Source organism: Pseudomonas sp. P4_B3 (assembly GCF_056402295.1).
On sequence record NZ_JBFUHR010000026.1, the window covers coordinates 40,298 to 63,694 of the forward strand.

Sequence of the window (23,397 nt, forward strand, 5' to 3'; positions counted from 1 at the left end):
TTTTCTGCTTGAGTGGCAGTGTGTTTATTCGATGATGCATGCTTATTTCCTTGAATGGGCAAATAGGCAATGGTGGGTCCCTATGGTTAATCAAAGGAAATTATTAATCATCATTTGCAGGGCTTGGCTGAGTTGCGCCTGGCCGTTTCTGACGGAGTCTCTCCGTAAGCAATCTGATACGCCTTGGAAAACCGACCCAGATGGTGGAAATTCCAGTACATCGCGGTTTCTGTCACGGTGGGCCACGTTTTATTGATCAGATCGCGGCGGGCACTGGCGAGTCTCAGGTTTCTGATGTAAGCGATTGGCGACATCCCGAACGTTTCAATAAAGCCAAAATGCAGGGTGCGAGTGGTGGTATCAAGTTGCCTTACCAGCGATTTTATAGTGAGCGTTTTTTTTGTGTTTTCATGAATGTACTCTATAGCTTCTATCGCCACCTTTCTTCTTGTCGGGACTTTACGGCTGAAGCCACCAGCGGGTGTCAACGACTGCAATAGAGAAGCAAGCACCGCACTTTCAATCGCTGAACCCTGTGCTTCGCTGTGCTGTGAAGAATCAGAGTCGTTGATGTCGACACAGCAAGCGCTGATGGCTTGAACGGCAGATTGTATGAATTGATAGTTTTCAGCCTGGAAGCTGTGTTGTGTTCTGTTGGCAAGTATATCCATGACCGCGTGATGTTGGCGGCACCGGTCATAGTTTTCCAGTGTTGTGGTTATGCTGAAAAGTGTTTCATTCGGTTCGCAGGTGTAATGCACCGATTCATCGCTGTGCAGTACGATGATTTCGTCAGGCCGTAGTTTGTGATTGTTTACGACGGGGCGTCCAATCGGAGGCTGCGAGATGGCGAATGTCACGAATCCGGCAGGAACAGAACTGACCAGCGTCACGGATGAGTCGAACTCAAGGCGACTGCACTGCAGTTCCGGGCTGTGAAAGAGTTTATGTTGCCGAATGCGTGCCTCTTGCTCGGTTGGAATAAGGCTCATTTCCCATTTGCCTATTGTTCTGTTCAGTTGGCTCGGCAAGGCAGAAGACAAATGAAAGATCTCGTCGGGCGGTGCGATACTCATGAAATTGAAGGCTCATCTGTTAAATGATTAGGGTCAAGCCTGACGGGCAGTCATGGAGAGGATACGTAATTCGGCGTCCTTGCTGTCGGTGAGTTCGACCCCATTGCCATTGGCTTTGAACGGGTTGTCAGAGTCCCCGGATCAGTTCCAGCTCCGCCGAAAATGCGTACTTGCTGTCCAACGGTGAATCATCCATGTGTTGAACGTTGCGCGGGTCAATTTTCGAACTGAAGATCTGCGATTGGGGTTTCATCGGGTCAATGGCTGCAGCTGTAAAGGTGTAAAAGTCGTCAATACGATAACCGTTTTTTACCTGATAGCTGGTTTTCACTGCACTTGGGACCTTCTTGTTGGTTTCGACACTCGTCAATTTGGCACTGTAGACGCTCTTGTCGTCGGCCATGGCCTTGAGAGAAAGCAATAAGCCAAACGACACGGTGACGAAGTTTTTCAGTAGCATCGAGGCGATTTCCTTATAAACAGTTTATTCAGGCAGAGCAGAATGTCAGCTGCATCTCTGCCACGACCTGGCCTGAAAATAATCTCACCTCGATGGTGTCTGCCAAAGTCAATAACTCATATTTATGAGGTCGTCAGAATGGTCAAAACACCGTTTGCACCGGGTTACACCCTACACGTCAGAGTAATATGAGCGAGCTGGCGTAACTCGTGCCTGTATCACCTTGTGGTGGGGTGGAGAGAGGAAAATCACTGTCCTGATCGTCCGAGTGATACTCATTCTCACTTTGGATTTTCAGATGCGATAGTTTCTGGCGATCATCCGGGCTTGTTTCAATTTCATAATATTCAATGGTCGTGCTTTCGACGGAGTGCTCGTCGTGAGCCAACGAATAAAGTGGCATGGCAGACAAAAATACAACCGCCAGAAATCCGAAAGTCGTCGAATTATGGGTTCGCAGGAAATGCAGGACTTTCACTTGATTCTCCTGTATAGGGCATTGTCCCGGACGAGAATCAAGCAGGCTCGACTCCAAGGATTATCGGCGAGGAATTTTTGGCGGGAGAGACGTTTGATTCAAATCAATAAGTGTTATTTTTGTTTGAGAAGTTCTTTGATGTGAAGCTGTGCCAGGCGGGTGTTGAGTCGATTCGGGAGGCCGATTAATGGTTCATGCAGCGCAAGCGACCAAGTTCATGTACGTAAAAACACACGGCGTTTTTATCCGGCGTCGGAATCAATTCGTAATTTAGAATGGCGCCTTCTTGCAAGACGTATTGACGTCTGAAAAACAGGTCAGGGGTCTTTTCAATGGCAAAAAGTTCATTGTCCTGGCTGAGTTTTATGTTGCTGACTTTGATTTCGACGTGAGTTTTGCTTTCGTCGATTATATTCGCTGAAATGGTCGCATTGCGGATTTTTCCATTCAGGCTTTCCAGCGTGGTCCCCGTGAGTCGGCCATGTCCGATAGTGAGGTACTCTTCGGTGTTCAGTTGATCAAGATCTTCCAGCCATTGTCGGGCTTTTGTTTGATAACTGGTGTTTTCCATGTAGTGCGAAGGGGAGTAAGCAAGCGAAAAAATGCAGAGTGCATTGATCAAGGCTATGACCGGCCAGTGAATGGCTTGCGGAATTTCAAACTTCATAGGGTGACTTCCAAACATTGACGGATCATCAAGGCGAGGTCTCTTTCGCTGCTGTTCAATTGTAGATTTGCAGTGCTTAGATCCGGGCGAATGCACGAAACGGAATAATTGGCTTTATACAGGTTGATCCAGACTTGACCCTTCAGGTTTGGCGGTAATTGTTCAGTTTGTTTGGCCGACAAGTTCATCAGGGCTTGAGCCTCGGCAAGATCGCTGCCCACGGCGTGTATGACCAGTCCATTCTTGTCGACGCTGGAAATTTCAATTTTTGGCGCGTCGAAGTCGAATTTAAAAATAGTAAAGGCAACGACTGCCAGCGTAACCATATAAGCGATCAGATGGGCCTTTGTAATGCGAGTGGATTTATTGGTTTTACCTGAGGGTGCAAGCAGCCCATCACTACCAGGTGGCGGTAGTTGTCCAGGGATGGGGGCGGGTGGCTGCGCTGTTTGCTCTGAGGGTGCTGGTACATCTGCTGCTGCATCGACTACACAGTGCCGGTTGAAGCAGTATCCGCGTCGAGGAACGGTCATCAGGATCTCGTGATCCCGACTGTCATTGAGAATATTGCGTAGTGAGAAAACCGTTTGGTTCAAACTGCCGGAGGCAACCACGCGGTCATTCCAGGTGTAGTCGATGATTTCATCGCGGCTTTTAGTGACACCTGGCTCCATGAGCAGCAGGTCCAACAGGCGCGACTCAGCTCTACCTAGCGTGGAGTTTTGTACATCTCCATGGGGTGTTGTAATGGAAAGCATGGCGCTGTCCGGGTCGAATACCGCCACGGCGCCATTTTTCAACTTGAAGGTGTAGCTCATAGAAATCTTCCGTTCAGGCGGTACTGGCCTGAGTATAGGGGCCGGATTTGGCTCGGTGCATTCTGGTCCGGGAGGTGAACGAAGATGAGGGCCAGGCGGAAGGTGCACTGTGTGTCACATTTACAATGCCGGACTGGCTCGTTTCATAGGTGTGCAGTGCGGCAAGCAGCCCGGCCTGTCAGAGGTATCAGTTCAGTTAAACAAAGAAAAAGCATTGCTGGATGACCCATGGTTTTCGATTTGGACACCGTGAATAATGCTTGGAATGGATTATCTGCGCTATCCGAAAACTGCAAGCTCGGGCGGGTGGGTTTGCGTGGAGCCACGCCTGAATGAACTAACCTCGCTGTTGCGACAGGCTTCTATTTCAGCCTGAACTATCAGGATACAAATCAATGATTGTTTTTTTGTGCGCCAGGTTTGTGAAAAATTATTTTTGATTCTTATTAGCTTTGAACCAGGGGTTTTATCGATTTAAATGGATCTCGAGGAGCGTTGACGCACATCGCGTACAGGGTTTGTTTGTCGCGGCGTAAACGATCCTCACCTCTCGTTCTACGGCTTTGCCCCGAGTCCTTTCATGAAGGGGCCGGGGCTTTTTTTGGTTCTTCACGGATTACCGGGAAAGACGCTCTTGATCTTCATGAAAAAGAACTCGCTATCCCGGTAACCGTACGCCATCCGCTTGATGACCTTTATTCGATTGTTTATTCCTTCCAACTGACCGGTGTGCATCGGCCAGCGAACCCGGCTCACGATGCCCCGCCAGTAACCCTTTAGTCGTTTGGCGAACTGGATCAGAGCTGGTGCTCAGCAACATCGTAACGAGCGCTAAGGTATGGGCCATTATTTTCATCATTGAGTCTCACGTCAGGCGTCGGCACGGCTAACGGTTTGTCAGAGGGAAAACACGGCGGGGCATCACATTGAAACCCCATGCCGGCCTGCTTGCGATGGGGTTTACCTGAGCGTCAACGCTTGAGGAGGAGGGCCTGCATATCGTCGGTCATGCCTTTGAGTGCAACCTTGAAGTCATTGGCAACAATCGGCTGTTCGGCATTCTTGATGGTCTCGCCGAATACCTTGCGTACGATCTTCGCGACCGGCATACCGGTTTTGGCATCGATCAGGTTGGCTTCGATGTACATCTCGGCAGTCTGATCCCGATGCCCGGTGGCTGCTTGTGTCGCCCCGACAATGGCCCCGATTGGAACAGCCTCATACCAGTGCATGCCTTCGTTGTTGGCACTGACGTGAGTGATCGCCGCCTGCAGGATCAGCGATCGCGAATCGGTCGGTACCAACTGCGCATAGGGGACGATCGTGTAGCGCTGGGCAAAGGCGGTCTTGACGCTGTTGCTGGCCATCAATTGCAGGTCTTGCAGCGTCTTCAGGCTGACGCGCGCGGTCGGCTGCGGCGCGGGATACAGCTCCATCTGTCTGAACACAACAGTGGAGTACGCGCGAGGATCGAACCCTGGCGATACCCAGCGCAATACTTTCTGCTCACTCGGCGTAGTTTGCTCCTCCAGGCCTTGGTAATTGCCCAGGAAGCCCGAGTATTGCTCTTGCTGCGCCACTTTCGAGACACAGCCGACCTGAAATACACAACTCAAAGCTATACCCGCAATCCATTTATTCGACATGCCCATGTATTTGGTTCTCAAGTGATGAAAGTTGTCATTCGGGTTCCGACCTGGCCCCGGGCATTGGTCCGGGTGCCTTGTATTCAGGCATTGGTACTTGCCAGTCGGTTACGCAAAGCAGGTGCTTGCACGCCGTCCAATGCGGGCCGAATGCTGCCTGTAGCAGCGGGATAATCCGAATCAATAACTCTCAAAAACTTTTAAACACGCGGCCAGGAAAAATTGCACATCGATCACAGTTGCCTACGCTAACCCTTTGCAACGCCGGTTTTGGCGTCTACAGGTGAGTGAGATGGATTTGAAAGAACGATGGATGTGTACCGCGTCGACACTCGTCGTTGCGTTGGGCTTCATCCCGCTGGCTCAGGCCGACGATTCGGCAGAGCTGGCGAAGAAAGCCCTCAACCCGGTCGCGGCGATGTACAGCCTGCCGGTGCAGTACAACTGGGACCAGAAGATGGGGCCGACCGGGGAGGGCATGCACAGCGTCACCAATATCCAGCCTGTGCTGCCGTTTGCCTTGAACGAAGACTGGAACCTCATCTCTCGCACCATTCTGCCGGTCATCGACCAGCACGGCCTGGCCCCCAATGGCGCGGCGGACAAATCCGGCACCGGCGATATCACCCAGAGTTTTTTCTTCTCGCCGACCAAGCCCACGGACAGTGGCTGGATACTCGGCGGCGGCCCGGCGTTGTTGATACCGACCGGCAGTGACGAATTGCTCAGCAGCGAGCAATGGGGCCTCGGCCCGACGGCGGTGGCGTTGAAACAGTCCAATGGCTGGACCCGAGGCATTCTGGCCAACCATATCTGGGGCCTGGACGGCAGCCCGCCGGACGACAAGGAAAAGGTCAACCAGACCTTCCTGCAACCCTTCCTCTCGTACACCACTCATACGTACACGACCTACGGGGTGAACACCGAATCGACCTACAATTGGCAATCGCGCGAATGGTCGGTACCGATCAACCTGACGGTCACCCAACTGTTGAGAATCGGCGGCCAACCGCTGACGGTGCAGGCCGGCCCGCGCTACTGGCTCGACAGCCCGGAGGACGGCCCGCAAGGCTGGGGCTTTCGCGCTGCCGTGACGTTCCTGTTTCCACGCTGATACGCCGTTTCGGACAGCTTGGAGGAGACACCGCATGGACCGATTCACCGGTGGTTGTTTGTGCGGCAACGTACGCCTTGTCGCATCGGGGCGCCCGTTCCGGGTTGGCGTTTGTCACTGTCTTGACTGCCGCAAACATCATGGGGCGCTGTTTCATGCGTCCGCGATATTTCATCAGGATGCGGTGACGATCGAAGGCGAAACACGTGCCTACGCCGGGCGGCATTTCTGTGCGCACTGCGGTTCGTCCGTATTCTCGCGCAGCGCAGACGAAATCGAAGTGAACCTCGGATCCCTAGATGCCCCAGACCAACTGACCCCAACCTACGAGAGCTGGATCGTGCGTCGCGAGGCCTGGTTGCCGCCGTTTGCGCTCACACGACACTACGAACGCGATCGGGATGCCACGGGGCGTCTTGAGGACTAGCGGCGATAACCTTTGGCGTCTCCATAATTGCCAGGACCAGCATCCTGCGTGGTATCAAAGCAGGCCAGTGTCGAAGATGAAGGTTTTGACGCTGCCATTCGGATTGGAGAATTGGAAGACAACCGGTTGATAGCCAGAAAACCAAGTGACCATCGCCGGATTCTGTGCGCCTCGCCTGCTGTGGTTGTCGCTTTCAAACAATGGATCGAGTCAAAGTTTATCCCTGCGCCCCCATGGGCCATTTGATCGACGCTGTAACTGAGCATGGGGGCATATCCTGATTGGCGAGCTAACGCTCAAAAAAGCACGAACTCGATCGTCTGGCGATACCGCTTAGTTTTTCTTCTTGATTAGTTTATTCATGTAGTACTTCAGGCTAAAACGATCTTTTGGCCTTGGTTTGTAGTGGGTTTTGTTTCTTTGTGCAGGATCGATCACCATGGTTCCTGCGGTGTAGTAATAAAGTGCTATAGACCTACGGGTGATGTGCTCTGGAGTCGTTAAAGGCTCTGGGTGCCCATGATTACTGTCTTTGTCCGTATTAAAAATGACACAACGATTGTAAATCGGCAGGATTTTTTTAAGGCAGGTTTTCATGTCGACATCCCAAAGTTCCAGGTTGCCGCCGTATTCCTCTCGCCAGTCTTCAGTCAGATAAATTATGATATTCAGTCGGCGCTCGACATTAAGCTTTTTGTTGAGCCTGAAGTCCGAGTGCACCCCCAGGAAACCACCGCTTTTGGTTTCATGCAGGCCGCCACCGACAAAGTAGGGGTCGGGTATCAAACCTTCGATGCCTGTGAGCTTTTCAAGAAATTGCAACATGGGGGCCGAGTTAAAGATGTTGAAAACAGTCTTCAAATGGGGCACGCATTCGTTGGGACTGATTTGACGTTTTCGTTGACCTTTATAGCCTCGCTCGTAGAGCATTTCGTTGTTGGTTGGCTCGGTTGGGAAGTGCGAACAGATACTCGCAATCAGGTCTTCGTGCAAAAAGTTGTCGATGACGATGTGCGGAAATGGCGTAGCCTGAGTATAGCGACTGGTCAATGACTCACCAAAGGCGCTGGCGGCGTTTTGGTCGAAATCAAGCTCCGGGGACAGGGTGATAGGTAGTGCTTGAGTGATGGGGGCCATTACCGCTCCAATAACTTGATATAAAGACTGATAGGTGACGTCAAACAGCGTTGAGCTCACGGCTCGTTGCGTCTATTCGTAGCTTAATTTTTTTTGTCGTCCTTGTTCAGACGCTTAAGGATGTTGTTGTACATTTTGGTTCGTCTATGAGTCTTGTCATAGCCACCAGCCGCTGCGACAGTGCCGGCCTGAATGTGATCCAGATAACTGAAGATTTTACGCGGCGATAACATTTCAACGACATAGCCAAGCTCGGTCATGCGGTCTTGGAGAGTATAGCCTGGTACACGGTCATCCATCGAAAAATGCAAGTCGTGCTGCTTGATAAGTTTGCAGTTCCACAATGTGCAGAAACTTTTCAAGTAGACTTCTTTGTACGGTTTTGGCTCTCTGGAGCGCAATCCCATCGAGATTTTCAGACGCCGGAAATGATGTTTGAATAGTCGCGAGCTAAAACGCCAAAAAGTTCTGGTGGCGCCGCGGTTTAATTGCTCAACACAACCGACGGCCACGACGTTCGGGTTTTTTAAACATTTATTCAGCATCATCGGAAAAACATTTTTATCGAAAACAAACGTATCAGTGTGCATCAAGAATAAATAATCAGTTTCAATTCGCTCCAAAACCAGGTCAAGTGCCTTGCCATGCGCGATGTGGCCCGGTTCTGGTTCGGTAACAGAGCGCTCGATTAAATTGATCCAGTCAAGCGTTCGTAAATACTCAGTGCTTTCATCGGCGGAATAGTTGTCAACTACCCATATTGGGACGTTGTCGTTGCCCACATGCTGGTGCAATAAGTCCAGGCATATCTTGGTAATTTCCGGTGTTTTGTAATTCACTATGACGATGCTGAAAGCTTTAGAGCTTTCGGGCGGAGAACCAGGATTGTTCATTGTTCAAGTGCTCAATGGTGTTGTATTTAGTTGTAGAAGTAGTTGAATCTGCATGCAGATTCCGCTTGTTTTTCTACGCAAAATTTTCGTGGCTATAGAGCACATTTTGTTAGATCGCTTTGTTATGCATAACAACCATAGCTTACTCAGACCTGATGGAGCGCAGTAGAGCGGACTTCATCGTATAAGGATCTGCTCTATAGGTAAATATCCGTGACTTGATTCGTTGAATCAGTAGGCTGCTCAGGCGAGCGTCTTGGGGAGGTGTGAACTGGGCTCATTGATCACTCCAGTTCGTCATCCAGCACATGCCACCGCTACTTTTTCGCAGCGAGAAATGACTTGGAGCTACCCCATACCAGCGCTTGAGTGCCTGGGAAAAGCTCGACAGGTCACTCAAACCCAGTCGCTCGGCAATCTCGGTGAGGCTCAAGCGTTCGTCATTGAGCATCTCGATGGCGCTGCGGCTGCGGCTGCGGGGCTTGGCCAGCAAGGCTCGGAAGGTGGTGCCTTCATCGTGCAGGCGGGGTGATCTCGTGGCGTCGCACTAGCGACGATAGTAGCGGTGATCGTCCTCGTAGCGGTGCCGCATGGCCCGATCCTGGTGGTATTCCCAATCACGATGGCGCTCGGCTTCTCGCCGGGCTTGTTCTCTACGCCACTGTTCTCTACGCCAGTCGTCTCGGCGCCAATCGTCTCTACGATCATGCCAACGGCCGTCATGCCAGTATCGGTCGTCATGGGCAAGCAACGGCCCTGGCTGCTTGCCGGCCATACTGGCCAAGGTCGGCCAAGGGTTGCCGGCAGCCTGGACCGGAACCTGGACGGCTGCGACTTCAGTTGCGAAAACAGAGGTTGAGGCCTTCATCTGTGTTGCTGATGCCGAGCCCATTGCCGCGAACGCGAACAGGCCGAAGAGCACCATCCGTGGGTCATGGAATTTCATGAGCGAAGAAAACCTCTGATTGACATTTGGGGGTATGGCCATCTGGTTGCGGGAAGCCTGCGAGCTCGAGCTTACCGAGCGGATGTGCCTACCCACATAGACCGATAAATAAGGAAAAGTTCTAGGGACCCGCTGCAAACGACACGTCGCAGATGTAAAGCCAGACGAAATCAGACCAGTCCCTTTCTCACGAAATGCTCGCTCTGCAATTCACAGCTTGTAGCCAATCTGCCGCAACAGGTTCTTGCGCCACTGGATGTCTTCATCGCCTTCAATGTCATGGGCACAGAAGCCATCCACTACGCCCAGGATTGCTCGCCCTTGTTGCGTCTCAGCGAGAATCACTTCGACTGGATTGGCGGTTGCACAAAAAATACGGCATACCTCTGGAACCATTTTGATGGTGTTCAACACGTTCAGCGGATAGAAGCCGTCGCCCAGGAAAATGATGAAACTATGGCCTGCGGCGATGGCTTTGGCATTCTTCTGTGCCAGTTCAATCATTGAGGTATCGGTGCCAGACCATCGCACCAGGCACTTGCCAGAGGCTTCACAAAAGGCCACGCCAAACTGGATACCCGGCACGGCATTAACCAGCGCTTCGTGGATGTCCTCGACGGATTTGATGAAGTGCGTCTGACCCAAAATGAAATTCGTCACATCCGGTTTATCGATTTTCAAAGTGATGAGTTGCATCTAAAACGCCTCCTTTCACGATGTTGCTAACAGAGTCTGTCAATAAACCAAGCATAGCTACTCGTTGGTTATTGCTCCGTCCTCTGAAGGAACCCGAGGAGACCCTGACTGGGCCACGCTGGCTCTCAGCGCTCTGGCTACCTGGGTCTGGATCTCGTAGGCAGGCGTTTCGACGGCTGAGTAATCACGGGTATAGCGAGTGGCAAACTCGCTGACGCCCCATTGCTGGTACTGCTGCACGTGCTTCAGTTCGTGCGCCCACAGCGCGACATTGTTCAGTGCATCATCGGGACTGCGAAAAACGATGATGTCGACAAGGGTGACTGCATTTACATCGGGATTCTGCAGTATGGTGTTTGCGGCGTTCAGTTGCGCATCGTCGCCAACCTTGTAGCGAGCCGAATCGAGCACTCGAATGTCATAGTAGGGTTCGAGCTGGGCCCGGATATTCAGCGGGACTGTCTGGATATCACCCGTTGCCACGGTATTGCGCGATTGCACGATCCAGCTCTGTAAACCGGCGGCCGCCATCTGGTTCATGTTATCGAAGATCTCCCCAACGTCCCCTTTGGAGCCGGGAGCACAAAAACAAGCGACCACGCAGACCTGGTACTGTCCTTGCGGGCAGGCGAAAGCAGAGGACGAAGTAACCACGCAGAAAAGCGCTATCGCCAAGTGGACAAGTTGACGCATAAAGGCAGGTGACAATTGGTTCTCCCAGAGGCAATGGCGGTCGGCAGGCGATCATTCGGGCAGGTTGTCCTGCCACGTGTTGGACCGCTTTGGGTACCGTTCGATTCCCTGGGGTCCACATATTATTCAGGCCATTGCCCATATCGTTCTGGAGCTTGCATGAAAGTTGGCGTGATTTCCGATACCCACGGCTTGCTCCGTCCCGAAGCGCTTGCCGCCCTGGCGGGGTGCGAGCAGATCATTCATGCCGGCGACATCGGTAGCCCGGAAATTCTTGAGCGACTGGCGTCTATCGCTGCGCTGCACGTCGTGCGCGGGAACAATGATCAAAACCAGGCATGGGCAGGAAATCTCCCTGATTTTCTGCGATTGGACCTCAACGGTTGGCAGACGCTGTTGGTGCATGACATTGCCGATGTTCCGGTCGATCTGGACCCAGGCATAAAGCTGGTGATCACCGGCCACTCCCACAAGCCATGCATGGAATGGCGTGGGGAGCGATTGTTTGTCAATCCAGGCAGCGCGGGGCGACGACGCTTCAAGCTGCCTGTCACGCTGGCGCTGCTCGAGGTAACGGCGACTTCGATTGAGCCTCGGTTGCTTGACCTGTTGGAGCAGCCCCCCGGATTGATTGAACCCTCGACGATTTGAAACGGCAGTATTAAAAAATACAAAAGAGAATATGTATTAAATGCTGGTGATATGTCCTCAGAGTTGTTTCAGGAAACCCAGTAGCAGCTCATTGACCTCTGTCGCGCGCTCTCGCTGTATCCAGTGGCCGGCACCTTCGAGGATATGACACCCGCGCAGTTCCGGCAGTGTCTGCGCGAAGGCTTCGATCTGCCGTGGGGAACCCGGAAACTTCAGCACGTCGTCGCGGCTCCCGGCAATGAACATCGACGGCTGCCGGATAATGCAATCGCGCCAGGGTGCCAGCAGTGCCCATGAGCGCGTCATGTTGCGGTACCAGTTCAAGCCGCCGCGAAATCCGCTGCGGGTGAATTCGCCGGTGTAGTAGGCGATATCCTCGAGGCTTAGCCAGGCTGGCAGGGTTTCGGGCTCGATCATCCCCCCCAGCAAGCCTTGTCCCGGCTGCAACCGGCCAAACACCGGCCAATCGGGCCCGTCACCCGAGCCACTGAAGTAGATGCGCCGGATCGACGACTCGACATCTCTTTCCAGCTCGGCCTCGGCCACACCCGGCGTCTGGAAGTACTGGATATAAAAGTCGCTGATACCCAGCGAGGCAAGCGCGCTCAGGAGCTCCACGCGACCCGGTGGCGAGAAGGGAACGCTCATGCCGACCACTGCGCGGAACAGATCGGGTCGCATCATTGCTGCGCTCCATGCCACCAGCGCACCCCAGTCATGACCGACGATCACGGCTTGTTGTTCGCCGAGTGCGTTGACCAACTCCACCATGTCGCCTACCAGGTGGAGTGTGGTGTAGGCGTCGGGTTCGGCCGGCGCATCGGTGCCGCCATAGCCACGCATGTCGGGCGCGACCGCTCTATAGCCGGCGGCCGCCAGCGCAGCAAGCTGATTGCGCCAGGAGTACCACAGCTCCGGGAAGCCGTGGCATAGCAAGACCAACGGGCCGCAACCTTGCGTTGCTACCCGCATGCGGATGCCATTGATGTCGAGCATTTCGAGGTGTGGCTCGTTCATGTGCGCTTCCTGCCATTCAAGCGATGGACTCCAGCAACCGCGGCAGATTCGCCTGAGCCTTCTGCCTGCTGACAGAGAGCCGATACAGTTGTGCCACTTTCCCGGTGTCGGTTTCTTGCAGTCCCCTGAGCACCGCAGTCAGAAAGAATAAGCGCGACTGTCTGATCCAGCGCGACAGGCCTTCATGCTCTCCCCAGCGTAGTTGGTTACCCAGGTAGACCGCCCACATTCTGATCCAGTCCGTGGGGACGTGAGGCGGGGGGACCATCGTGCAAAGCGCGTTCATTTGCGCTCGATCGGTCAGGTGGCTTTCCACATAAGCGATCAAGGCCGCGCTGAACACGGGTTGGCAACTGCTTACCATCAACAGGTTAATCTTGCCGCCGTCGAACACCTTCATTTCAGGCAGTGACGGGATGGCACTGGCGCTGCAATCAATGTGCAGAGTACCTGGGCTCGTGGCGATGCTGCCCCGGTCGAGCACGATGCGCGTTGGCTCGATAGCTCGCACCCTGCCCAGGCGCACAATGTTGCCGATGCGTCGAAGCTCGCGTAATTCCGCCTGTGTGACGGTGGCGCAGCGGTAAGCAGTGGGTTCGACGGACTTGTCCAGGCGCAGGAGTTGGCCCGCGGCCTCAAGTCTTGCGAACAGGTCCGGGATCGAGTCTGCGGCTGCGATGGCCTCGAATTGCGCCATGAGGCCGCCGATTGTTCGTTCGAAGCTGTCGGGGCCGGGTTGCAGGTTGGCCCGGTCGATCAACCACGGATCGTTCGGCATGATCCAGCAGATTTTTGCGGGTGCAACACCGTTTTGCAGACACCACAGGCAAGCGTCGATCCCGGTCTTGCCCGATCCGACCACTACGTAGCCAGAGTGAGGGTGCCGGATCTTCGGCAGGTCGTTCAGTGGCACGCATTGCACGCCGGGGTCCACCCGGTACCTGGGCGGGTGGGTCGAGGGAACTGCCGTCTGGGCATGGGTGGCGTCTACCACCTTTTTGTGCACCTGGACCTGGTGGTTTACGCCGCTGACCAGCGAGGTAAACCGGTGGTCGTCAATGCGGTCGCCGGTGTAGTTGCACATGGGGAAGTAACGGACTTGACCTGATGGCAGAAACTGCTGATTCATCACCTGGTCGAAGTAGCTCGCCACCTCGGCGCCGGAGGCTAGCTCATATAGGCCCTCGTTGAGTTCCGCCCGGTCTTTCGTTCCGCTGCCCAGTTCCCGTGAGTTGACGCCATAGAAGGCCGAGGGCTGGTGCAATCGGACGAACGGGTAGGCATCATTCCAGTGCCCGCCAGGTCGGTCGTGTCGATCCACCATTATGATGCGTGCATTCGTTTCCTTGAGTAGCGTATCGACGAAAGCCATGGCCGTCGCGCCAGCACCGATGATCAGGTAGTCGGTTTCGATCAGATTTGCGTCCATATGCTTTCGCCTTTCTGAAGGTTCCACCCTCAACCCCAGAAGATTAGCTACCTGTACCGAGCCCAATAGAACGAATGCTCCTCACACACATAACCGATGGAATTAATGGTTGCAGCCTGAGTTACGACTCACCAGTCGTTCCTGGTGTTGTTGTTTCGATCCAGTCTCGGCTCCGAGTGGACCTCTGCCGCATTCATACGCCGTAACAAGCGGCTATGACGATGAGCGCGAGAAAACACACCAACTGAACGCAAAAGAAGGTAAATCGAACCGCCACGAATGTATTGGTTTGCTCATGGAATACGTGAACCAGCGACTGGYACACGCGAGCGATCAGGACAAGTGTGGACAAGCAGTTCACTGCAGGGCCGTTGATATCGAGTACTGAAATCACGAACACGATGATGCCAAAGACAGGCAGATTTTCCACACAGTTGGCGTGTGCCCTTGTCCCGCGCCGATACCAATCCTCACCTTCGAGCTGATCACTTCGGAAAGAGGCAATCGGTACACTCGAGAATAGAATTCCGACCCAGCGATAAACCCCGACGGTTGCCATCAACAGCAGCAAAGTCCAGGTCGCAAACCCAAGCAGCATCCACATCGGTATCGTCATGGCCGCCATCCTCGATAGTTCATTATCAGCACGTCATCCCGTAGCGCGACCGCCGGGCCGTCGGTCGCGCGCTGACGGTCAATTGCTCATGATGGGTGCCAGTGCGGTCTGAATCCGGGACATCTGTGCTGGCGTTGTCATCTGCGTCAGCAGCCGGCCGAAGTGTGGATGCCGCACGCCCGAGATAATGTATTGCCAGCGGTAGGCGCCCAGCACACAGGCCTTGATTTGCGCTGACTCATCGGCACTCAACGATCGTGAGACAATACCAATGAAGTAGTCGGCATCGGCTGCCGATTGTGCCTGCAGGATTGCGTCGACGGCCGCCACCAGCGCAATCAGATCATTCACCGCCTGGTCGCACTCGGCTGGCGAGAGTTTCGCGTGCTCCGCCTGCCACTCCAGTTCATCGAGTACGACGTGCCGGCTTTCATCCTTCCAGTGAAATTTGAAAACATCCTTGAATAACGGGCACAACTCCTCGCGCGGGGCGATGCTCTGTATGTAATGCGCCTGAACAAACAGCTCGATATGACAGGTCAGCGCCAGCACCGACCAGGTGCTCGCCGCAAGTACCGCGCGCGCCACATCGTTTGGATCGGCCACTTGACGATATCCCGCTGGTAATTGCGAACCCATCATCGTCTCCATGCGCCGGAACAGTTCCTGGTGTTTGATCTCGTCGTTGGAAAAGCGCACCAGCGCTTCGAGTGCGAGTTGATTGTCAAATACATGGGCCCGACCTTGATCGAGCATTTTGGCACTGATGAAACGTTCGACCAGGCCAAAGATATACGCATAGGTTCGGCCCTGAATCTGACTGAGCAGGCGAGCCTCGGCCGCGGCGAGAAAGGGTAGGTGGTCGACCTGCGAGAGTCCATCGGGCAAGAACTTGCGCGAGAAGTCGAAACTCCGGTCCTGTAGCAAATCGCGATCGATCTGCCATTCGGTTTTTTTCGATGATCTGACAATTTGCGCATAACGGGCGATGTTGCCCGGCTCTGAGCCGGGTAGGGTAACGACGCTGTTCATATGGAACTCCTGCTGCCCTGGTTGAGTTGGAATGGGGCAATTTCGGTTGACGTCGGAGCCATAGACCCGTGGTGAAGCCTCTGGGAACAGTCTCGATCTCTGAGTCCGCGTTGGTGCTAATCTAGGCATCGCAGTTCAGGCGGTGAATGACCGGTGCGCCTGAATACCTGCTCCGGACTCCGGAAAAGAGGGCGATCAAGTGTTGGATGCGCTTTCTGATGTCTTGCGTGTGATCCGGCTGTCTGGAGGGGTCTTCCTCGAGGCGGAACTCACTGCGCCCTGGTGCATCAACGGCAGAATCTCGGCGGATGATTGCAGACCGTTCCTGGCGGCGCCCCGACATATCATTGCGTCGCATTTTGTCGCCGCGGGGCACATGCAAATACGCGTCGACGGTGGTGTCGCCATGGACGTGGGGGCAGGCGAACTTGTTCTGCTGCCTCGCAACGACGCTCATTCGTTTGGCAGCGACCTGAGCATTGCGCCCATGCCGGCGAGCGAAGTTATTCAGCCGCCAGAAGTCGGCGCAATTTCACGGATCAAATACGGCGGGGGCGGGGAGGCCACGCAGTTGTTGTGCGGCTTCCTCGGCTCTGAAACACCTTTCAGTCCGTTGCTTTCGTCGCTGCCTTCCTTATTGAAACTGGACCTGCGTGCGACGGCTTCGGGTGTCTGGATCGAAAGCTCGTTCCGTTTTGCGGTCAGTGAAATCGCGGCGGGACGCGTCGGCTCGGCAACGGTCATCGCCAAGCTATCGGAATTGCTCTTCGTCGAAGCCGTCGGCCAGTATGTCAGCAGCCTTCCCGCTGAGCGACGCGGGTGGCTGGCGGGTTTGCGGGATCCGCATATCGGGCGCGCACTGGCGCTGCTCCATGCGCGTCCAACCGAAGGCTGGACGGCAGAAGCACTGGCGCTTGAAGTGGGCATGTCGCGCTCGGTATTCGCGGAGCGATTCACCGCATTGGTCGGACAGCCACCGATGCAATACCTGACGCTCTGGCGTATGCACGTGGCGGCTCAACACTTGCGCGAAGGTCGCGGCAATGTGGCGCAAATCGGTTTTGCAGTCGGCTACGAATCCGAAGCTGCGTTCAGTCGCGCATTCAAACGCCAGTTCGGCACTTCCCCCGGCACTTGGCGCAGACAATCAGCATGAGAAAGTCCGGTGCCGAGAATCACGTAGCCGTTAATCAAGCAGCTGATCGATCAACACCGCATTGGTATAGATCAAGCTGTCATCGCTCGCACGGTGCCCGACCAGGTGAAACTGACCGCGGTCGTGTTGCAAATAGACACGCATTTGACAGTCGGACAAGGGGGCGTATCCCTCAGGCATGATCAAATCCATCGAGTCCATATCGACATCGACCATGGCTTCAGTCTCGTGGGTCTTCTGCAAGCGCTCTTCGGCATCTTCCAGACGGCGATGCAGAGGTCCGTCGACGTAGAAATGGACTTCCCCCATCGGGGTGGACTTTGGGGCGCCGCTGGTTTTGCACCAGCCTTCAATCGTCAGGGCACTCATGAGGAAACCTCCCATGTGGATTGCTGGACTCTGTAGCTATCGTTCCTGCTCAATGCCATCACTTATGTTTGATGACTGCACAAGGGCAGGGTTCATCCTTTGGGGCCGCTTCCGGTCGATCTCTGCCGTCCGTCATCAGAAATTGAGTATAGCTGGCAACCGAACCTCCTTTACCCACCTCACGGTACAAGCCGATGGCTCTATACTCCTTACTGACTTTACCGCCCGGACGGGTGGTATTTGTCTGCCCTGCCTGGACGTAAGTGGCGATGCTTTTGCATAACCAATGAACAACAGGAATAGGATGAAGAGGAAATGGCAATAGCAATTGTCTTGATACTAATCGTTATTGCATCAGTGCTATTCCACATACTAGCGCCTTGGCAGGCGACACCGGCAGCTTCCAACTGGGGCTCCATAGACACCACCCTGTTCATCACCCTGATCATTTGCGGGGTGTTTTTCATCGCCATCACGATATTTATGGCGGTAGCGGTGATGCGCTATCGTCACAAGGAGGGTGCCAGGGCGGCCTACCAGCCAGAAAATAAAAAGCTGGAATTATGGTTGATTATCGTTACCTCGGTAGGTATTGCCGGGATGTTGGCGCCAGGTCTGGTTGTTTACAACGACTTCGTCCGGGTGCCGAAAAATGCTTACGAACTTGAAGTGGTCGCCCAGCAGTGGCAGTGGGCCTTTCGTTTTCCCGGTCAAGACGCAAAGCTGGGCAGATCGGATATCAGGTTTATTGATTCCGCCAATCCCCTCGGCCTTGATCCCAAGGATCCTGCAGGGCAGGACGATGTGCTTGTAATCAATAATGAAGTTCGTCTTCCGCTCGATCGGCCGGTGAAAGTTTTACTGCGCGCTAAAGATGTTCTGCACGATTTCTATGTACCGCAAATTCGCAGCAAGATGGACATGGTGCCAGGGATGGTGTCGTACTTTTGGTTTACGCCGACTAAAACCGGAAAATATGACGTCCTTTGCGCTGAATATTGTGGCGTGGGTCATTACAACATGCGCGGCCATATGATCGTGGAAGAGCAGGGCGTCTTCGATCAATGGCTGAAAGGCCAGCCGACTTTTGCGCAGACATTGACGACAGCCGCCAAACCCGGTCGAGACAGCGTGCTGGAAAAAGGCCGCCAGTTGGTCGAACAACTCGGCTGCAAGGCCTGCCATAGCCAGGATGGCGGTGCCAGTCTCGGACCGGGATGGAAGGGGTTGTACGGCCGCACTGAACAGCTTGCCGATGGCACCAGTGTGCAGGTCGACGAGGCCTACCTGAAAGAGTCGATTCTCGATCCGAAGGCCCGACTGGTACAGGGCTACCCGCCGGTCATGGTGGCCTATACTCTCAAAGACGATGAGCTGGGTGCTGTCATCGCCCTGATCAAATCACTGGGTGCTGCGGGGCAAGTCGATGAACCTTCTACCGGCGAAGCGTCGAGCTCGGGTGAAGACCTGGTGGCGCAGGGACAGCGACTGGCCGGGTCGCTCGGCTGTCTGGCCTGCCACAGTGTCGATGGCAACAAGGGCGTCGGCCCCAGCTGGCTGGGCCTGTACGGCAAGACGGAAACCCTTGCCGACGATTCGAGCGTAAAGGTCGATGAGAGCTATATCAGAGATTCGGTTCTTCATCCCAATGCCAAAATCGTCAAGGGCTATGCAGCCGTCATGCCGGTATTGGCTCCGAGTGACGAGGAGCTGAATGCACTGATCGCTTTCATCAAATCCAAAGCGAATGCTGACGCTGATGCGAACAAGGCGGAGCCAGGGAAGTAGCCGTGAAACAGCCAGGAATACACTGAAACTTCGGCAGGAGGATGACGTGATGGCCTATGCGGAGCAAGCCGAAACAGAAGCACTGCACGAGCCCAAAAGTTTCCTGACCAAATACATCTGGAGTCAGGACCACAAGGTCATAGCCATTCAATATTCGTTGACGGCCATCTTCGTGGGGCTTATCGCTCTGGTGTTGTCCGGCTTGATGCGCATGCAGATAGGCTTCCCCGGTAGTTTGGCGTTCATGGATGCCAGTACTTATTATCAGGCGATGACCATGCACGGCATGATCATGGTCATTTACTTGCTGACGGCCTTGTTTCTAGGCGGCTTCGGCAACTATCTGATCCCGCTGATGGTGGGCGCCCGCGACATGGTCTTCCCCTACGTCAACATGCTCAGCTACTGGTTTTACCTGGTGGCGGTACTGGTGTTGCTCAGCAGTTTTTTTGTCCCTGGCGGCCCCACAGGTTCCGGCTGGACGCTCTATCCGCCACAGTCCATTTCCCAGGGGACACCGGGGGTCGAGTGGGGCATTGTCCTGATGCTCGTCTCACTGGCGATTTTCATTGTCGCGGCCACCATGGGCGGGTTGAACTACGTCACCACGGTGTTGCAGGCGCGCACGCACGGCATGACATTGTTTCGCATGCCACTCTCGGTATGGGGCATCTTCATGGCCTCGATCATGGCCTTGCTGGCCTTCCCGGCGTTGTTTGTCAGTGCGGTCATGATGCTGTTCGACAAGCTGTTGGGCACCAGCTTCTTCATGCCGGCGATGGTCTCGCTGGGGCAGCACCTCGATCACCAGGGTGGCAGCCCGATACTGTTCCAGCACCTGTTCTGGTTCTTCGGCCACCCGGAGGTCTACATCGTTGCTCTCCCTGCGTTTGGCCTGGTCTCCGACTTGATCAGCACCCATGCACGTAAAAACATCTTCGGCTACCGAATGATGGTGTGGGCCATTATTGCGATTGGCGTACTCAGCTTTGTGGTCTGGGCGCACCATATGTATGTCAGCGGAATGAACCCGTACTTCGGCTTTTTCTTCGCCGTCACCACTTTGATCATCGCGGTGCCGACTGCGCTGAAAGTCTACAACTGGGTGCTGACCCTGTGGCAGGGCGACATCCATCTGACCGTGCCGATGCTGTTTGCCCTGGCCTTTATCGTCACCTTCCTGGTCGGCGGTCTGACCGGGTTGTTTCTCGGCAATGTGATCGTGGATATTCCGCTCTCGGACACCTATTTCGTCGTAGCCCATTTTCATATGGTCATGGGGGTTGCACCGGTCCTGGTGGTGTTCGGCGGCATTTATCACTGGTTCCCGAAAATCACCGGGCGGATGTGGAACGACACCCTGGGCAAGCTGCATTTCTGGATTACCTTTCTGGGCACCTACGCCATCTTCTTCCCCATGCACTACCTGGGTTTCCAGGGCATGCCACGTCGCTACTACGCCTATGAAAACTACGCGTTCATCCCGCAGTCCGCTCAAGACTTGAATGCCTTCATTACGGTAGTCGCATTGACTGTCGGCGTTTCCCAGTTGCTGTTCCTGTTCAACCTGACCTGGAGTGCGTTCAAGGGCAAACCCGCAGGCAGTAATCCCTGGGGCGCGGCCAGTCTGGAATGGCAAACGCCGAACACCCCGCCGATACACGGTAACTGGGGAGAGAAGCTGCCGGTCGTGCATCGCTGGGCCTATGACTACAGTGTGCCGGGGATAGAGCAGGATTTCGTGCCGCAAACAGTCTCGGCCGAGGAGTTGGAGCAAATGCGGCAACTCAGTGCCGGAACCAGGACAGCGGACGTTAAAACATGAACAGACTGCTATTGAGAAACGCCGATGGCGCTGACCCCGGCGGCAGTTGGAGTCGCGACCCTGAGGGTATTCAGGCCGCCGAGGGTGCCGATAGAAGGCAAATCGCAAGGGTAGGCCTGCGCTTGTTTCTGGTGGTGGTGAGTTCGTTATTCTTCCTCTTCCTGATCGCCTTTGTCGCCCGTTCACAAATGGCCGACTGGCTACCCCTGACAGAGCCTTTGGCGCCGTTAGGCAATCTCCGACCGCTCTGGCTGAATTCGGCTTTTCTGGTATTGAGTTGCATCGCACTGCAGTGCTCGCGTATGGCCGCCCGAAAGGCTCTGCCGGGCGCAGCTGTCATTGGTTTTGCATTGGGGGGAGTCTTTGCCATTGCCTTTCTGGCGGGGCAACTCTGGGTCTGGCAGCAGTTTGTCGCCTGGGGCTACTTTGTCGCCAGCAATCCGGCCAACAGTTTCTTCTACCTGTTGACCGGCCTGCATGGGCTCCACCTGCTGGGCGGGCTGATCGCCTGGTGTTGGATCGTCGCTAAATTTCTGCGTCATGTGCCACTGGCACAACTCAGCGCCAGCGTAGAGCTCTGTGCCATCTATTGGCATTACTTGCTGGGCCTTTGGTTCGTGCTATTCGCGCTGCTGGCCAGCACCCCGCAAACCTATGAAGCCATCGCCAGATTCTGCGGCCTGAGGTGAACAGCCATGGCATTGCACCCGCAAGCCCAAGTCGAGACCAGTTCATCCAATCCAACAGGTTCGCCACCTGCGCCGGGATGGCAGGGCATCGCCAACGATTGGTCCTCGGATAAAGAGGCCTTCAAGCAGGTCCCCTGGGGCAAGGCGATGATGTGGATATTCCTGCTCAGCGACACTTTTATATTCACCTGTTTTCTGACCGGCTACATGTCGGTACGCATGACTATCACCACCGCCTGGCCGAACCCCAGTGAAGTGTTCGCATTGACGATCGGCGGTAGGGAAATCCCGCTTATTCTGATCGCCATCATGACCTTTGTGCTGATCAGTAGCAGCGGCACCATGGCCATGGCCGTGAATTTCGCCTATCGCCGTGATCGTGCGAAAACCACGGCCCTGATGCTGGCGACCGCTGCCTTGGGGGTGACTTTCGTCGGCATGCAGGCATTTGAATGGACCAAACTCATCGCAGAAGGGGTGCGTCCCTGGGGGAACCCCATGGGGGCGGCGCAATTTGGTGCCAGCTTTTTCATGATTACCGGTTTTCACGGACTGCATGTGTCAATCGGCGCCATCTACCTCAGCATTGTGGCGCTGAAAGTTTTGCGGGGAGATTATGAGCGCTCCGGAAACTATCAGAACGTTGAGATAGCCGGGCTTTACTGGCACTTCGTGGATTTGGTGTGGGTGTTTATTTTTGCTTTCTTCTATTTGTGGTAGAGGAGTGCGGGTGATGGCACATGCTCAGGGTCAGCAACATCCAATCAGTTTGTACCTTAAAATCTGGGGGTTGTTATTCGTCCTCAGCACGCTGTCGTACCTTGTCGACTATTTCCACTTCCATGGCTACCTTCGGTGGACGCTGATTATCACTTTCATGTTGTTGAAGGCAGGTTTAATTGTCTCCATCTTCATGCATATGGCATGGGAGCGGTTGGCCATGGTCTACGCCATATTGGTGCCACCTTTGTGTTTACTGGTGCTCGTCGGACTCATGGCCACCGAGGCAGACTATGTTTTCCTCAGCCGGGTCATTTCCTTTGGCCAATAAGCAGCTTTCGGATGGCCTTGAGTCTCCAGGCGTTAACCCGATATCACTCGCTTGAACTGATGCCATTTGTGCTGCCAGGCCACTGTCCAGTGGGGGGCTGCCGTTCCCGTGCCGGCGATCTGCAGCATTGGATGATGTTTGATTACCTGGTCCAATAGCGATTCTTGATCCGGCTCAACATCCACGAAGAAGATATGTTTGCCTTCGTTTACCACCTGCTTGAAATTGCGGAAGTGAGTGTTCGGCACCTGGAACCCAAAAAAGCCGCCTTCCCAGATGCAGAAGCCCAAAATAACAATGGCAAGGAAGATAACTGGCATCCAGCCTGCGGCGGATTCTGTCCAGCCCATCCAATAGGCGACACCCAGGACCAGTGCTGCGAGGGGCACACCGATCACCGCACCAATCTCACCAGAGTGAACAGCATCTTGCTCCATTAACGAGTTAACCTCGTGGAGGTGATGTTGTTCGACATCAGCAACTTTTTCACTGAGCACATGAATTTGTTCGGAATTGATGCCGCTGGCTTCCAATTCATTTTCAACGGTTTCGAGATCGTTGAGATTGTCACTGATGTAATAGTGTCGATTCATGCCACACCTCCCAACTCGTGTTTGCTGTAGACCTCCTTTGTCCGGCAGCTGTTAACCAGGATTTACAGTCGGTACCTGTACCGTGGGGAACGTTGCATACTTCATGCAATCTGAAAAAAAGTATAGCACT

Annotated in this window: 27 protein-coding genes and 2 pseudogenes; 10 read left to right on the forward strand and 19 right to left on the reverse strand. The window is 54.4% G+C overall.

Translation table 11 applies throughout. From position 1 onward, the window contains the following. Positions 1-110: 110 nt before the first annotated feature. From AC1DWG_RS25915 to AC1DWG_RS25945, 7 genes and pseudogenes are all read right to left on the reverse strand, one after another. The gene (locus AC1DWG_RS25915; RefSeq protein WP_477756225.1) at positions 111-1,076 is read right to left on the reverse strand and encodes an AraC family transcriptional regulator; all 966 of its coding nucleotides are present in this window, start codon (positions 1,074-1,076) and stop codon (positions 111-113) included. Positions 1,077-1,203: 127 nt separating this feature from the next. Then, positions 1,204-1,536: a hypothetical protein gene (locus tag AC1DWG_RS25920; protein WP_477764236.1), complete on the reverse strand. Its 333-nt coding sequence runs from the start codon at positions 1,534-1,536 to the stop codon at positions 1,204-1,206. Between the two features lie 178 nt (positions 1,537-1,714). After that, positions 1,715-2,014: a hypothetical protein gene (locus AC1DWG_RS25925; protein ID WP_477764237.1), complete on the reverse strand. Its 300-nt coding sequence runs from the start codon at positions 2,012-2,014 to the stop codon at positions 1,715-1,717. A 184-nt stretch (positions 2,015-2,198) separates the two neighbouring features. Beyond that, a complete protein-coding gene (locus AC1DWG_RS25930) occupies positions 2,199-2,681 on the reverse strand; it encodes a hypothetical protein (protein ID WP_477788532.1) in 483 nt (160 codons plus the stop codon). Continuing rightward, a complete protein-coding gene (locus tag AC1DWG_RS25935) occupies positions 2,678-3,499 on the reverse strand; it encodes a winged helix-turn-helix domain-containing protein (protein WP_477764239.1) in 822 nt (273 codons plus the stop codon). The genes AC1DWG_RS25930 and AC1DWG_RS25935 overlap by 4 nt, the downstream gene beginning before the upstream one ends. A 609-nt stretch (positions 3,500-4,108) precedes the next feature. Then, positions 4,109-4,303: pseudogene (locus tag AC1DWG_RS25940) on the reverse strand (transposase); the annotation flags it as partial. Positions 4,304-4,470: 167 nt separating this feature from the next. Next, positions 4,471-5,151, reverse strand: a complete 681-nt coding sequence (locus AC1DWG_RS25945) for a DUF3313 domain-containing protein (protein WP_477764240.1) — start codon at positions 5,149-5,151, stop codon at positions 4,471-4,473. A 307-nt stretch (positions 5,152-5,458) separates the two neighbouring features. Here AC1DWG_RS25945 and AC1DWG_RS25950 point away from each other — a divergent pair, with 307 nt between their 5' ends. The 3 genes and pseudogenes from AC1DWG_RS25950 to AC1DWG_RS25960 form a co-directional block, all read left to right on the forward strand. After that, entirely contained in the window at positions 5,459-6,259 is an 801-nt protein-coding gene (locus tag AC1DWG_RS25950; protein WP_477788546.1) for a transporter, read from the forward strand. A 34-nt stretch (positions 6,260-6,293) separates the two neighbouring features. Beyond that, positions 6,294-6,686, forward strand: coding sequence for a GFA family protein (locus AC1DWG_RS25955; protein ID WP_477764241.1), 393 nt, complete (start codon positions 6,294-6,296; stop codon positions 6,684-6,686). Between the two features lie 75 nt (positions 6,687-6,761). Beyond that, positions 6,762-6,872 (forward strand): annotated as a pseudogene (locus AC1DWG_RS25960) (LysR family transcriptional regulator); the annotation flags it as partial. A 147-nt stretch (positions 6,873-7,019) separates the two neighbouring features. On the opposite strand, the gene AC1DWG_RS25965 reads toward AC1DWG_RS25960, so the two are convergent. The 6 genes from AC1DWG_RS25965 to AC1DWG_RS25990 all read right to left on the reverse strand — a co-directional run bounded on the left by AC1DWG_RS25965 (position 7,020) and on the right by AC1DWG_RS25990 (position 10,898). Next, positions 7,020-7,823 carry a 2OG-Fe(II) oxygenase gene (locus tag AC1DWG_RS25965; RefSeq protein ID WP_477764242.1) on the reverse strand — a complete coding sequence of 268 codons (804 nt, stop codon included), beginning with the start codon at positions 7,821-7,823 and terminating at the stop codon, positions 7,020-7,022. 83 nt (positions 7,824-7,906) lie between these two features. Beyond that, on the reverse strand, positions 7,907-8,716 hold the full coding sequence (locus AC1DWG_RS25970; RefSeq protein WP_477764243.1) for a glycosyltransferase: 810 nt from the start codon (positions 8,714-8,716) through the stop codon (positions 7,907-7,909). A gap of 277 nt (positions 8,717-8,993) precedes the next feature. Then, the gene (locus tag AC1DWG_RS25975; protein ID WP_477764280.1) at positions 8,994-9,239 is read right to left on the reverse strand and encodes a helix-turn-helix domain-containing protein; all 246 of its coding nucleotides are present in this window, start codon (positions 9,237-9,239) and stop codon (positions 8,994-8,996) included. A gap of 24 nt (positions 9,240-9,263) precedes the next feature. Next, a complete protein-coding gene (locus AC1DWG_RS25980; RefSeq protein ID WP_477764244.1) occupies positions 9,264-9,662 on the reverse strand; it encodes a hypothetical protein in 399 nt (132 codons plus the stop codon). Between the two features lie 210 nt (positions 9,663-9,872). After that, positions 9,873-10,358 (reverse strand): adenosine-specific kinase, encoded by a 486-nt coding sequence (locus AC1DWG_RS25985; RefSeq protein ID WP_477788533.1) that lies wholly within the window; start codon positions 10,356-10,358, stop codon positions 9,873-9,875. A gap of 57 nt (positions 10,359-10,415) precedes the next feature. Next, on the reverse strand, positions 10,416-10,898 hold the full coding sequence (locus AC1DWG_RS25990; protein WP_477764246.1) for an eCIS core domain-containing protein: 483 nt from the start codon (positions 10,896-10,898) through the stop codon (positions 10,416-10,418). A 312-nt stretch (positions 10,899-11,210) separates the two neighbouring features. Here AC1DWG_RS25990 and AC1DWG_RS25995 point away from each other — a divergent pair, with 312 nt between their 5' ends. After that, on the forward strand, positions 11,211-11,702 hold the full coding sequence (locus AC1DWG_RS25995; RefSeq protein ID WP_477764247.1) for a metallophosphoesterase family protein: 492 nt from the start codon (positions 11,211-11,213) through the stop codon (positions 11,700-11,702). 57 nt (positions 11,703-11,759) lie between these two features. Here AC1DWG_RS25995 and AC1DWG_RS26000 read toward each other — a convergent pair whose 3' ends face one another. The 4 genes from AC1DWG_RS26000 to AC1DWG_RS26015 form a co-directional block, all read right to left on the reverse strand. After that, positions 11,760-12,719 (reverse strand): alpha/beta fold hydrolase, encoded by a 960-nt coding sequence (locus tag AC1DWG_RS26000; protein WP_477788534.1) that lies wholly within the window; start codon positions 12,717-12,719, stop codon positions 11,760-11,762. A 16-nt stretch (positions 12,720-12,735) separates the two neighbouring features. Further along, positions 12,736-14,148, reverse strand: a complete 1,413-nt coding sequence (locus AC1DWG_RS26005; RefSeq protein ID WP_477764249.1) for an NAD(P)-binding protein — start codon at positions 14,146-14,148, stop codon at positions 12,736-12,738. A 193-nt stretch (positions 14,149-14,341) separates the two neighbouring features. Continuing rightward, the gene (locus AC1DWG_RS26010; protein ID WP_477788535.1) at positions 14,342-14,764 is read right to left on the reverse strand and encodes an MAPEG family protein; all 423 of its coding nucleotides are present in this window, start codon (positions 14,762-14,764) and stop codon (positions 14,342-14,344) included. A 78-nt stretch (positions 14,765-14,842) separates the two neighbouring features. Then, the gene (locus AC1DWG_RS26015; protein WP_477788536.1) at positions 14,843-15,796 is read right to left on the reverse strand and encodes a diiron oxygenase; all 954 of its coding nucleotides are present in this window, start codon (positions 15,794-15,796) and stop codon (positions 14,843-14,845) included. A 199-nt stretch (positions 15,797-15,995) separates the two neighbouring features. On the opposite strand from AC1DWG_RS26015, the gene AC1DWG_RS26020 reads away from it, so the two are divergent. Then, complete coding sequence (locus tag AC1DWG_RS26020; RefSeq protein WP_477764252.1) at positions 15,996-16,952, forward strand: AraC family transcriptional regulator; 957 nt, start codon at positions 15,996-15,998, stop codon at positions 16,950-16,952. A gap of 30 nt (positions 16,953-16,982) precedes the next feature. Here the strand turns inward: AC1DWG_RS26020 and AC1DWG_RS26025 are convergent, their stop codons facing one another. After that, positions 16,983-17,321 (reverse strand): hypothetical protein, encoded by a 339-nt coding sequence (locus tag AC1DWG_RS26025; protein WP_477760782.1) that lies wholly within the window; start codon positions 17,319-17,321, stop codon positions 16,983-16,985. A 315-nt stretch (positions 17,322-17,636) separates the two neighbouring features. Between AC1DWG_RS26025 and AC1DWG_RS26030 the strand changes: the two genes are divergently transcribed. The 5 genes from AC1DWG_RS26030 to AC1DWG_RS26050 are packed head-to-tail and all read left to right on the forward strand — an operon-like array spanning position 17,637 to position 22,674. Continuing rightward, positions 17,637-19,109, forward strand: a complete 1,473-nt coding sequence (locus AC1DWG_RS26030; protein WP_477764253.1) for a c-type cytochrome — start codon at positions 17,637-17,639, stop codon at positions 19,107-19,109. 49 nt (positions 19,110-19,158) lie between these two features. Further along, the gene (gene ctaD, locus AC1DWG_RS26035) at positions 19,159-20,934 is read left to right on the forward strand and encodes a cytochrome c oxidase subunit I (protein ID WP_477754588.1); all 1,776 of its coding nucleotides are present in this window, start codon (positions 19,159-19,161) and stop codon (positions 20,932-20,934) included. Beyond that, positions 20,931-21,623, forward strand: a complete 693-nt coding sequence (locus tag AC1DWG_RS26040; protein WP_477764254.1) for a cytochrome c oxidase subunit 3 — start codon at positions 20,931-20,933, stop codon at positions 21,621-21,623. The genes ctaD and AC1DWG_RS26040 overlap by 4 nt, the downstream gene beginning before the upstream one ends. A 6-nt stretch (positions 21,624-21,629) precedes the next feature. Then, positions 21,630-22,343, forward strand: a complete 714-nt coding sequence (locus tag AC1DWG_RS26045; RefSeq protein WP_477788537.1) for a heme-copper oxidase subunit III family protein — start codon at positions 21,630-21,632, stop codon at positions 22,341-22,343. Between the two features lie 13 nt (positions 22,344-22,356). Beyond that, the gene (locus AC1DWG_RS26050; RefSeq protein WP_477754581.1) at positions 22,357-22,674 is read left to right on the forward strand and encodes a cytochrome C oxidase subunit IV family protein; all 318 of its coding nucleotides are present in this window, start codon (positions 22,357-22,359) and stop codon (positions 22,672-22,674) included. Between the two features lie 32 nt (positions 22,675-22,706). On the opposite strand, the gene AC1DWG_RS26055 is transcribed toward AC1DWG_RS26050, so the two are convergent. Continuing rightward, a complete protein-coding gene (locus tag AC1DWG_RS26055; RefSeq protein WP_477754580.1) occupies positions 22,707-23,267 on the reverse strand; it encodes a magnesium transporter in 561 nt (186 codons plus the stop codon). Positions 23,268-23,397: the final 130 nt, after the last annotated feature.

What these genes read in the sequence shown, in the direction of transcription:
- AC1DWG_RS25955 (WP_477764241.1), top strand. Translation starts at nt 6,294, where the DNA reads ATGGACCGATTCACCGGTGGTTGTTTGTGCGGCAACGTACGCCTTGTC.
- AC1DWG_RS25915 (WP_477756225.1), bottom strand. Translation starts at nt 1,076, where the DNA reads ATGAGTATCGCACCGCCCGACGAGATCTTTCATTTGTCTTCTGCCTTG.
- AC1DWG_RS25965 (WP_477764242.1), bottom strand. Translation starts at nt 7,823, where the DNA reads ATGGCCCCCATCACTCAAGCACTACCTATCACCCTGTCCCCGGAGCTT.
- AC1DWG_RS26050 (WP_477754581.1), top strand. Translation starts at nt 22,357, where the DNA reads ATGGCACATGCTCAGGGTCAGCAACATCCAATCAGTTTGTACCTTAAA.
- AC1DWG_RS25950 (WP_477788546.1), top strand. Translation starts at nt 5,459, where the DNA reads ATGTGTACCGCGTCGACACTCGTCGTTGCGTTGGGCTTCATCCCGCTG.
- AC1DWG_RS26000 (WP_477788534.1), bottom strand. Translation starts at nt 12,719, where the DNA reads ATGAACGAGCCACACCTCGAAATGCTCGACATCAATGGCATCCGCATG.
- AC1DWG_RS26030 (WP_477764253.1), top strand. Translation starts at nt 17,637, where the DNA reads ATGGCAATAGCAATTGTCTTGATACTAATCGTTATTGCATCAGTGCTA.
- AC1DWG_RS25995 (WP_477764247.1), top strand. Translation starts at nt 11,211, where the DNA reads ATGAAAGTTGGCGTGATTTCCGATACCCACGGCTTGCTCCGTCCCGAA.
- AC1DWG_RS25970 (WP_477764243.1), bottom strand. Translation starts at nt 8,716, where the DNA reads ATGAACAATCCTGGTTCTCCGCCCGAAAGCTCTAAAGCTTTCAGCATC.
- AC1DWG_RS26015 (WP_477788536.1), bottom strand. Translation starts at nt 15,796, where the DNA reads ATGAACAGCGTCGTTACCCTACCCGGCTCAGAGCCGGGCAACATCGCC.
- AC1DWG_RS26005 (WP_477764249.1), bottom strand. Translation starts at nt 14,148, where the DNA reads ATGGACGCAAATCTGATCGAAACCGACTACCTGATCATCGGTGCTGGC.
- ctaD (WP_477754588.1), top strand. Translation starts at nt 19,159, where the DNA reads ATGGCCTATGCGGAGCAAGCCGAAACAGAAGCACTGCACGAGCCCAAA.
- AC1DWG_RS26045 (WP_477788537.1), top strand. Translation starts at nt 21,630, where the DNA reads ATGGCATTGCACCCGCAAGCCCAAGTCGAGACCAGTTCATCCAATCCA.
- AC1DWG_RS25935 (WP_477764239.1), bottom strand. Translation starts at nt 3,499, where the DNA reads ATGAGCTACACCTTCAAGTTGAAAAATGGCGCCGTGGCGGTATTCGAC.
- AC1DWG_RS26055 (WP_477754580.1), bottom strand. Translation starts at nt 23,267, where the DNA reads ATGAATCGACACTATTACATCAGTGACAATCTCAACGATCTCGAAACC.
- AC1DWG_RS25985 (WP_477788533.1), bottom strand. Translation starts at nt 10,358, where the DNA reads ATGCAACTCATCACTTTGAAAATCGATAAACCGGATGTGACGAATTTC.
- AC1DWG_RS25945 (WP_477764240.1), bottom strand. Translation starts at nt 5,151, where the DNA reads ATGGGCATGTCGAATAAATGGATTGCGGGTATAGCTTTGAGTTGTGTA.
- AC1DWG_RS26025 (WP_477760782.1), bottom strand. Translation starts at nt 17,321, where the DNA reads ATGAGTGCCCTGACGATTGAAGGCTGGTGCAAAACCAGCGGCGCCCCA.
- AC1DWG_RS25930 (WP_477788532.1), bottom strand. Translation starts at nt 2,681, where the DNA reads ATGAAGTTTGAAATTCCGCAAGCCATTCACTGGCCGGTCATAGCCTTG.
- AC1DWG_RS25980 (WP_477764244.1), bottom strand. Translation starts at nt 9,662, where the DNA reads ATGAAATTCCATGACCCACGGATGGTGCTCTTCGGCCTGTTCGCGTTC.
- AC1DWG_RS25990 (WP_477764246.1), bottom strand. Translation starts at nt 10,898, where the DNA reads ATGAACCAGATGGCGGCCGCCGGTTTACAGAGCTGGATCGTGCAATCG.
- AC1DWG_RS25920 (WP_477764236.1), bottom strand. Translation starts at nt 1,536, where the DNA reads ATGCTACTGAAAAACTTCGTCACCGTGTCGTTTGGCTTATTGCTTTCT.
- AC1DWG_RS26040 (WP_477764254.1), top strand. Translation starts at nt 20,931, where the DNA reads ATGAACAGACTGCTATTGAGAAACGCCGATGGCGCTGACCCCGGCGGC.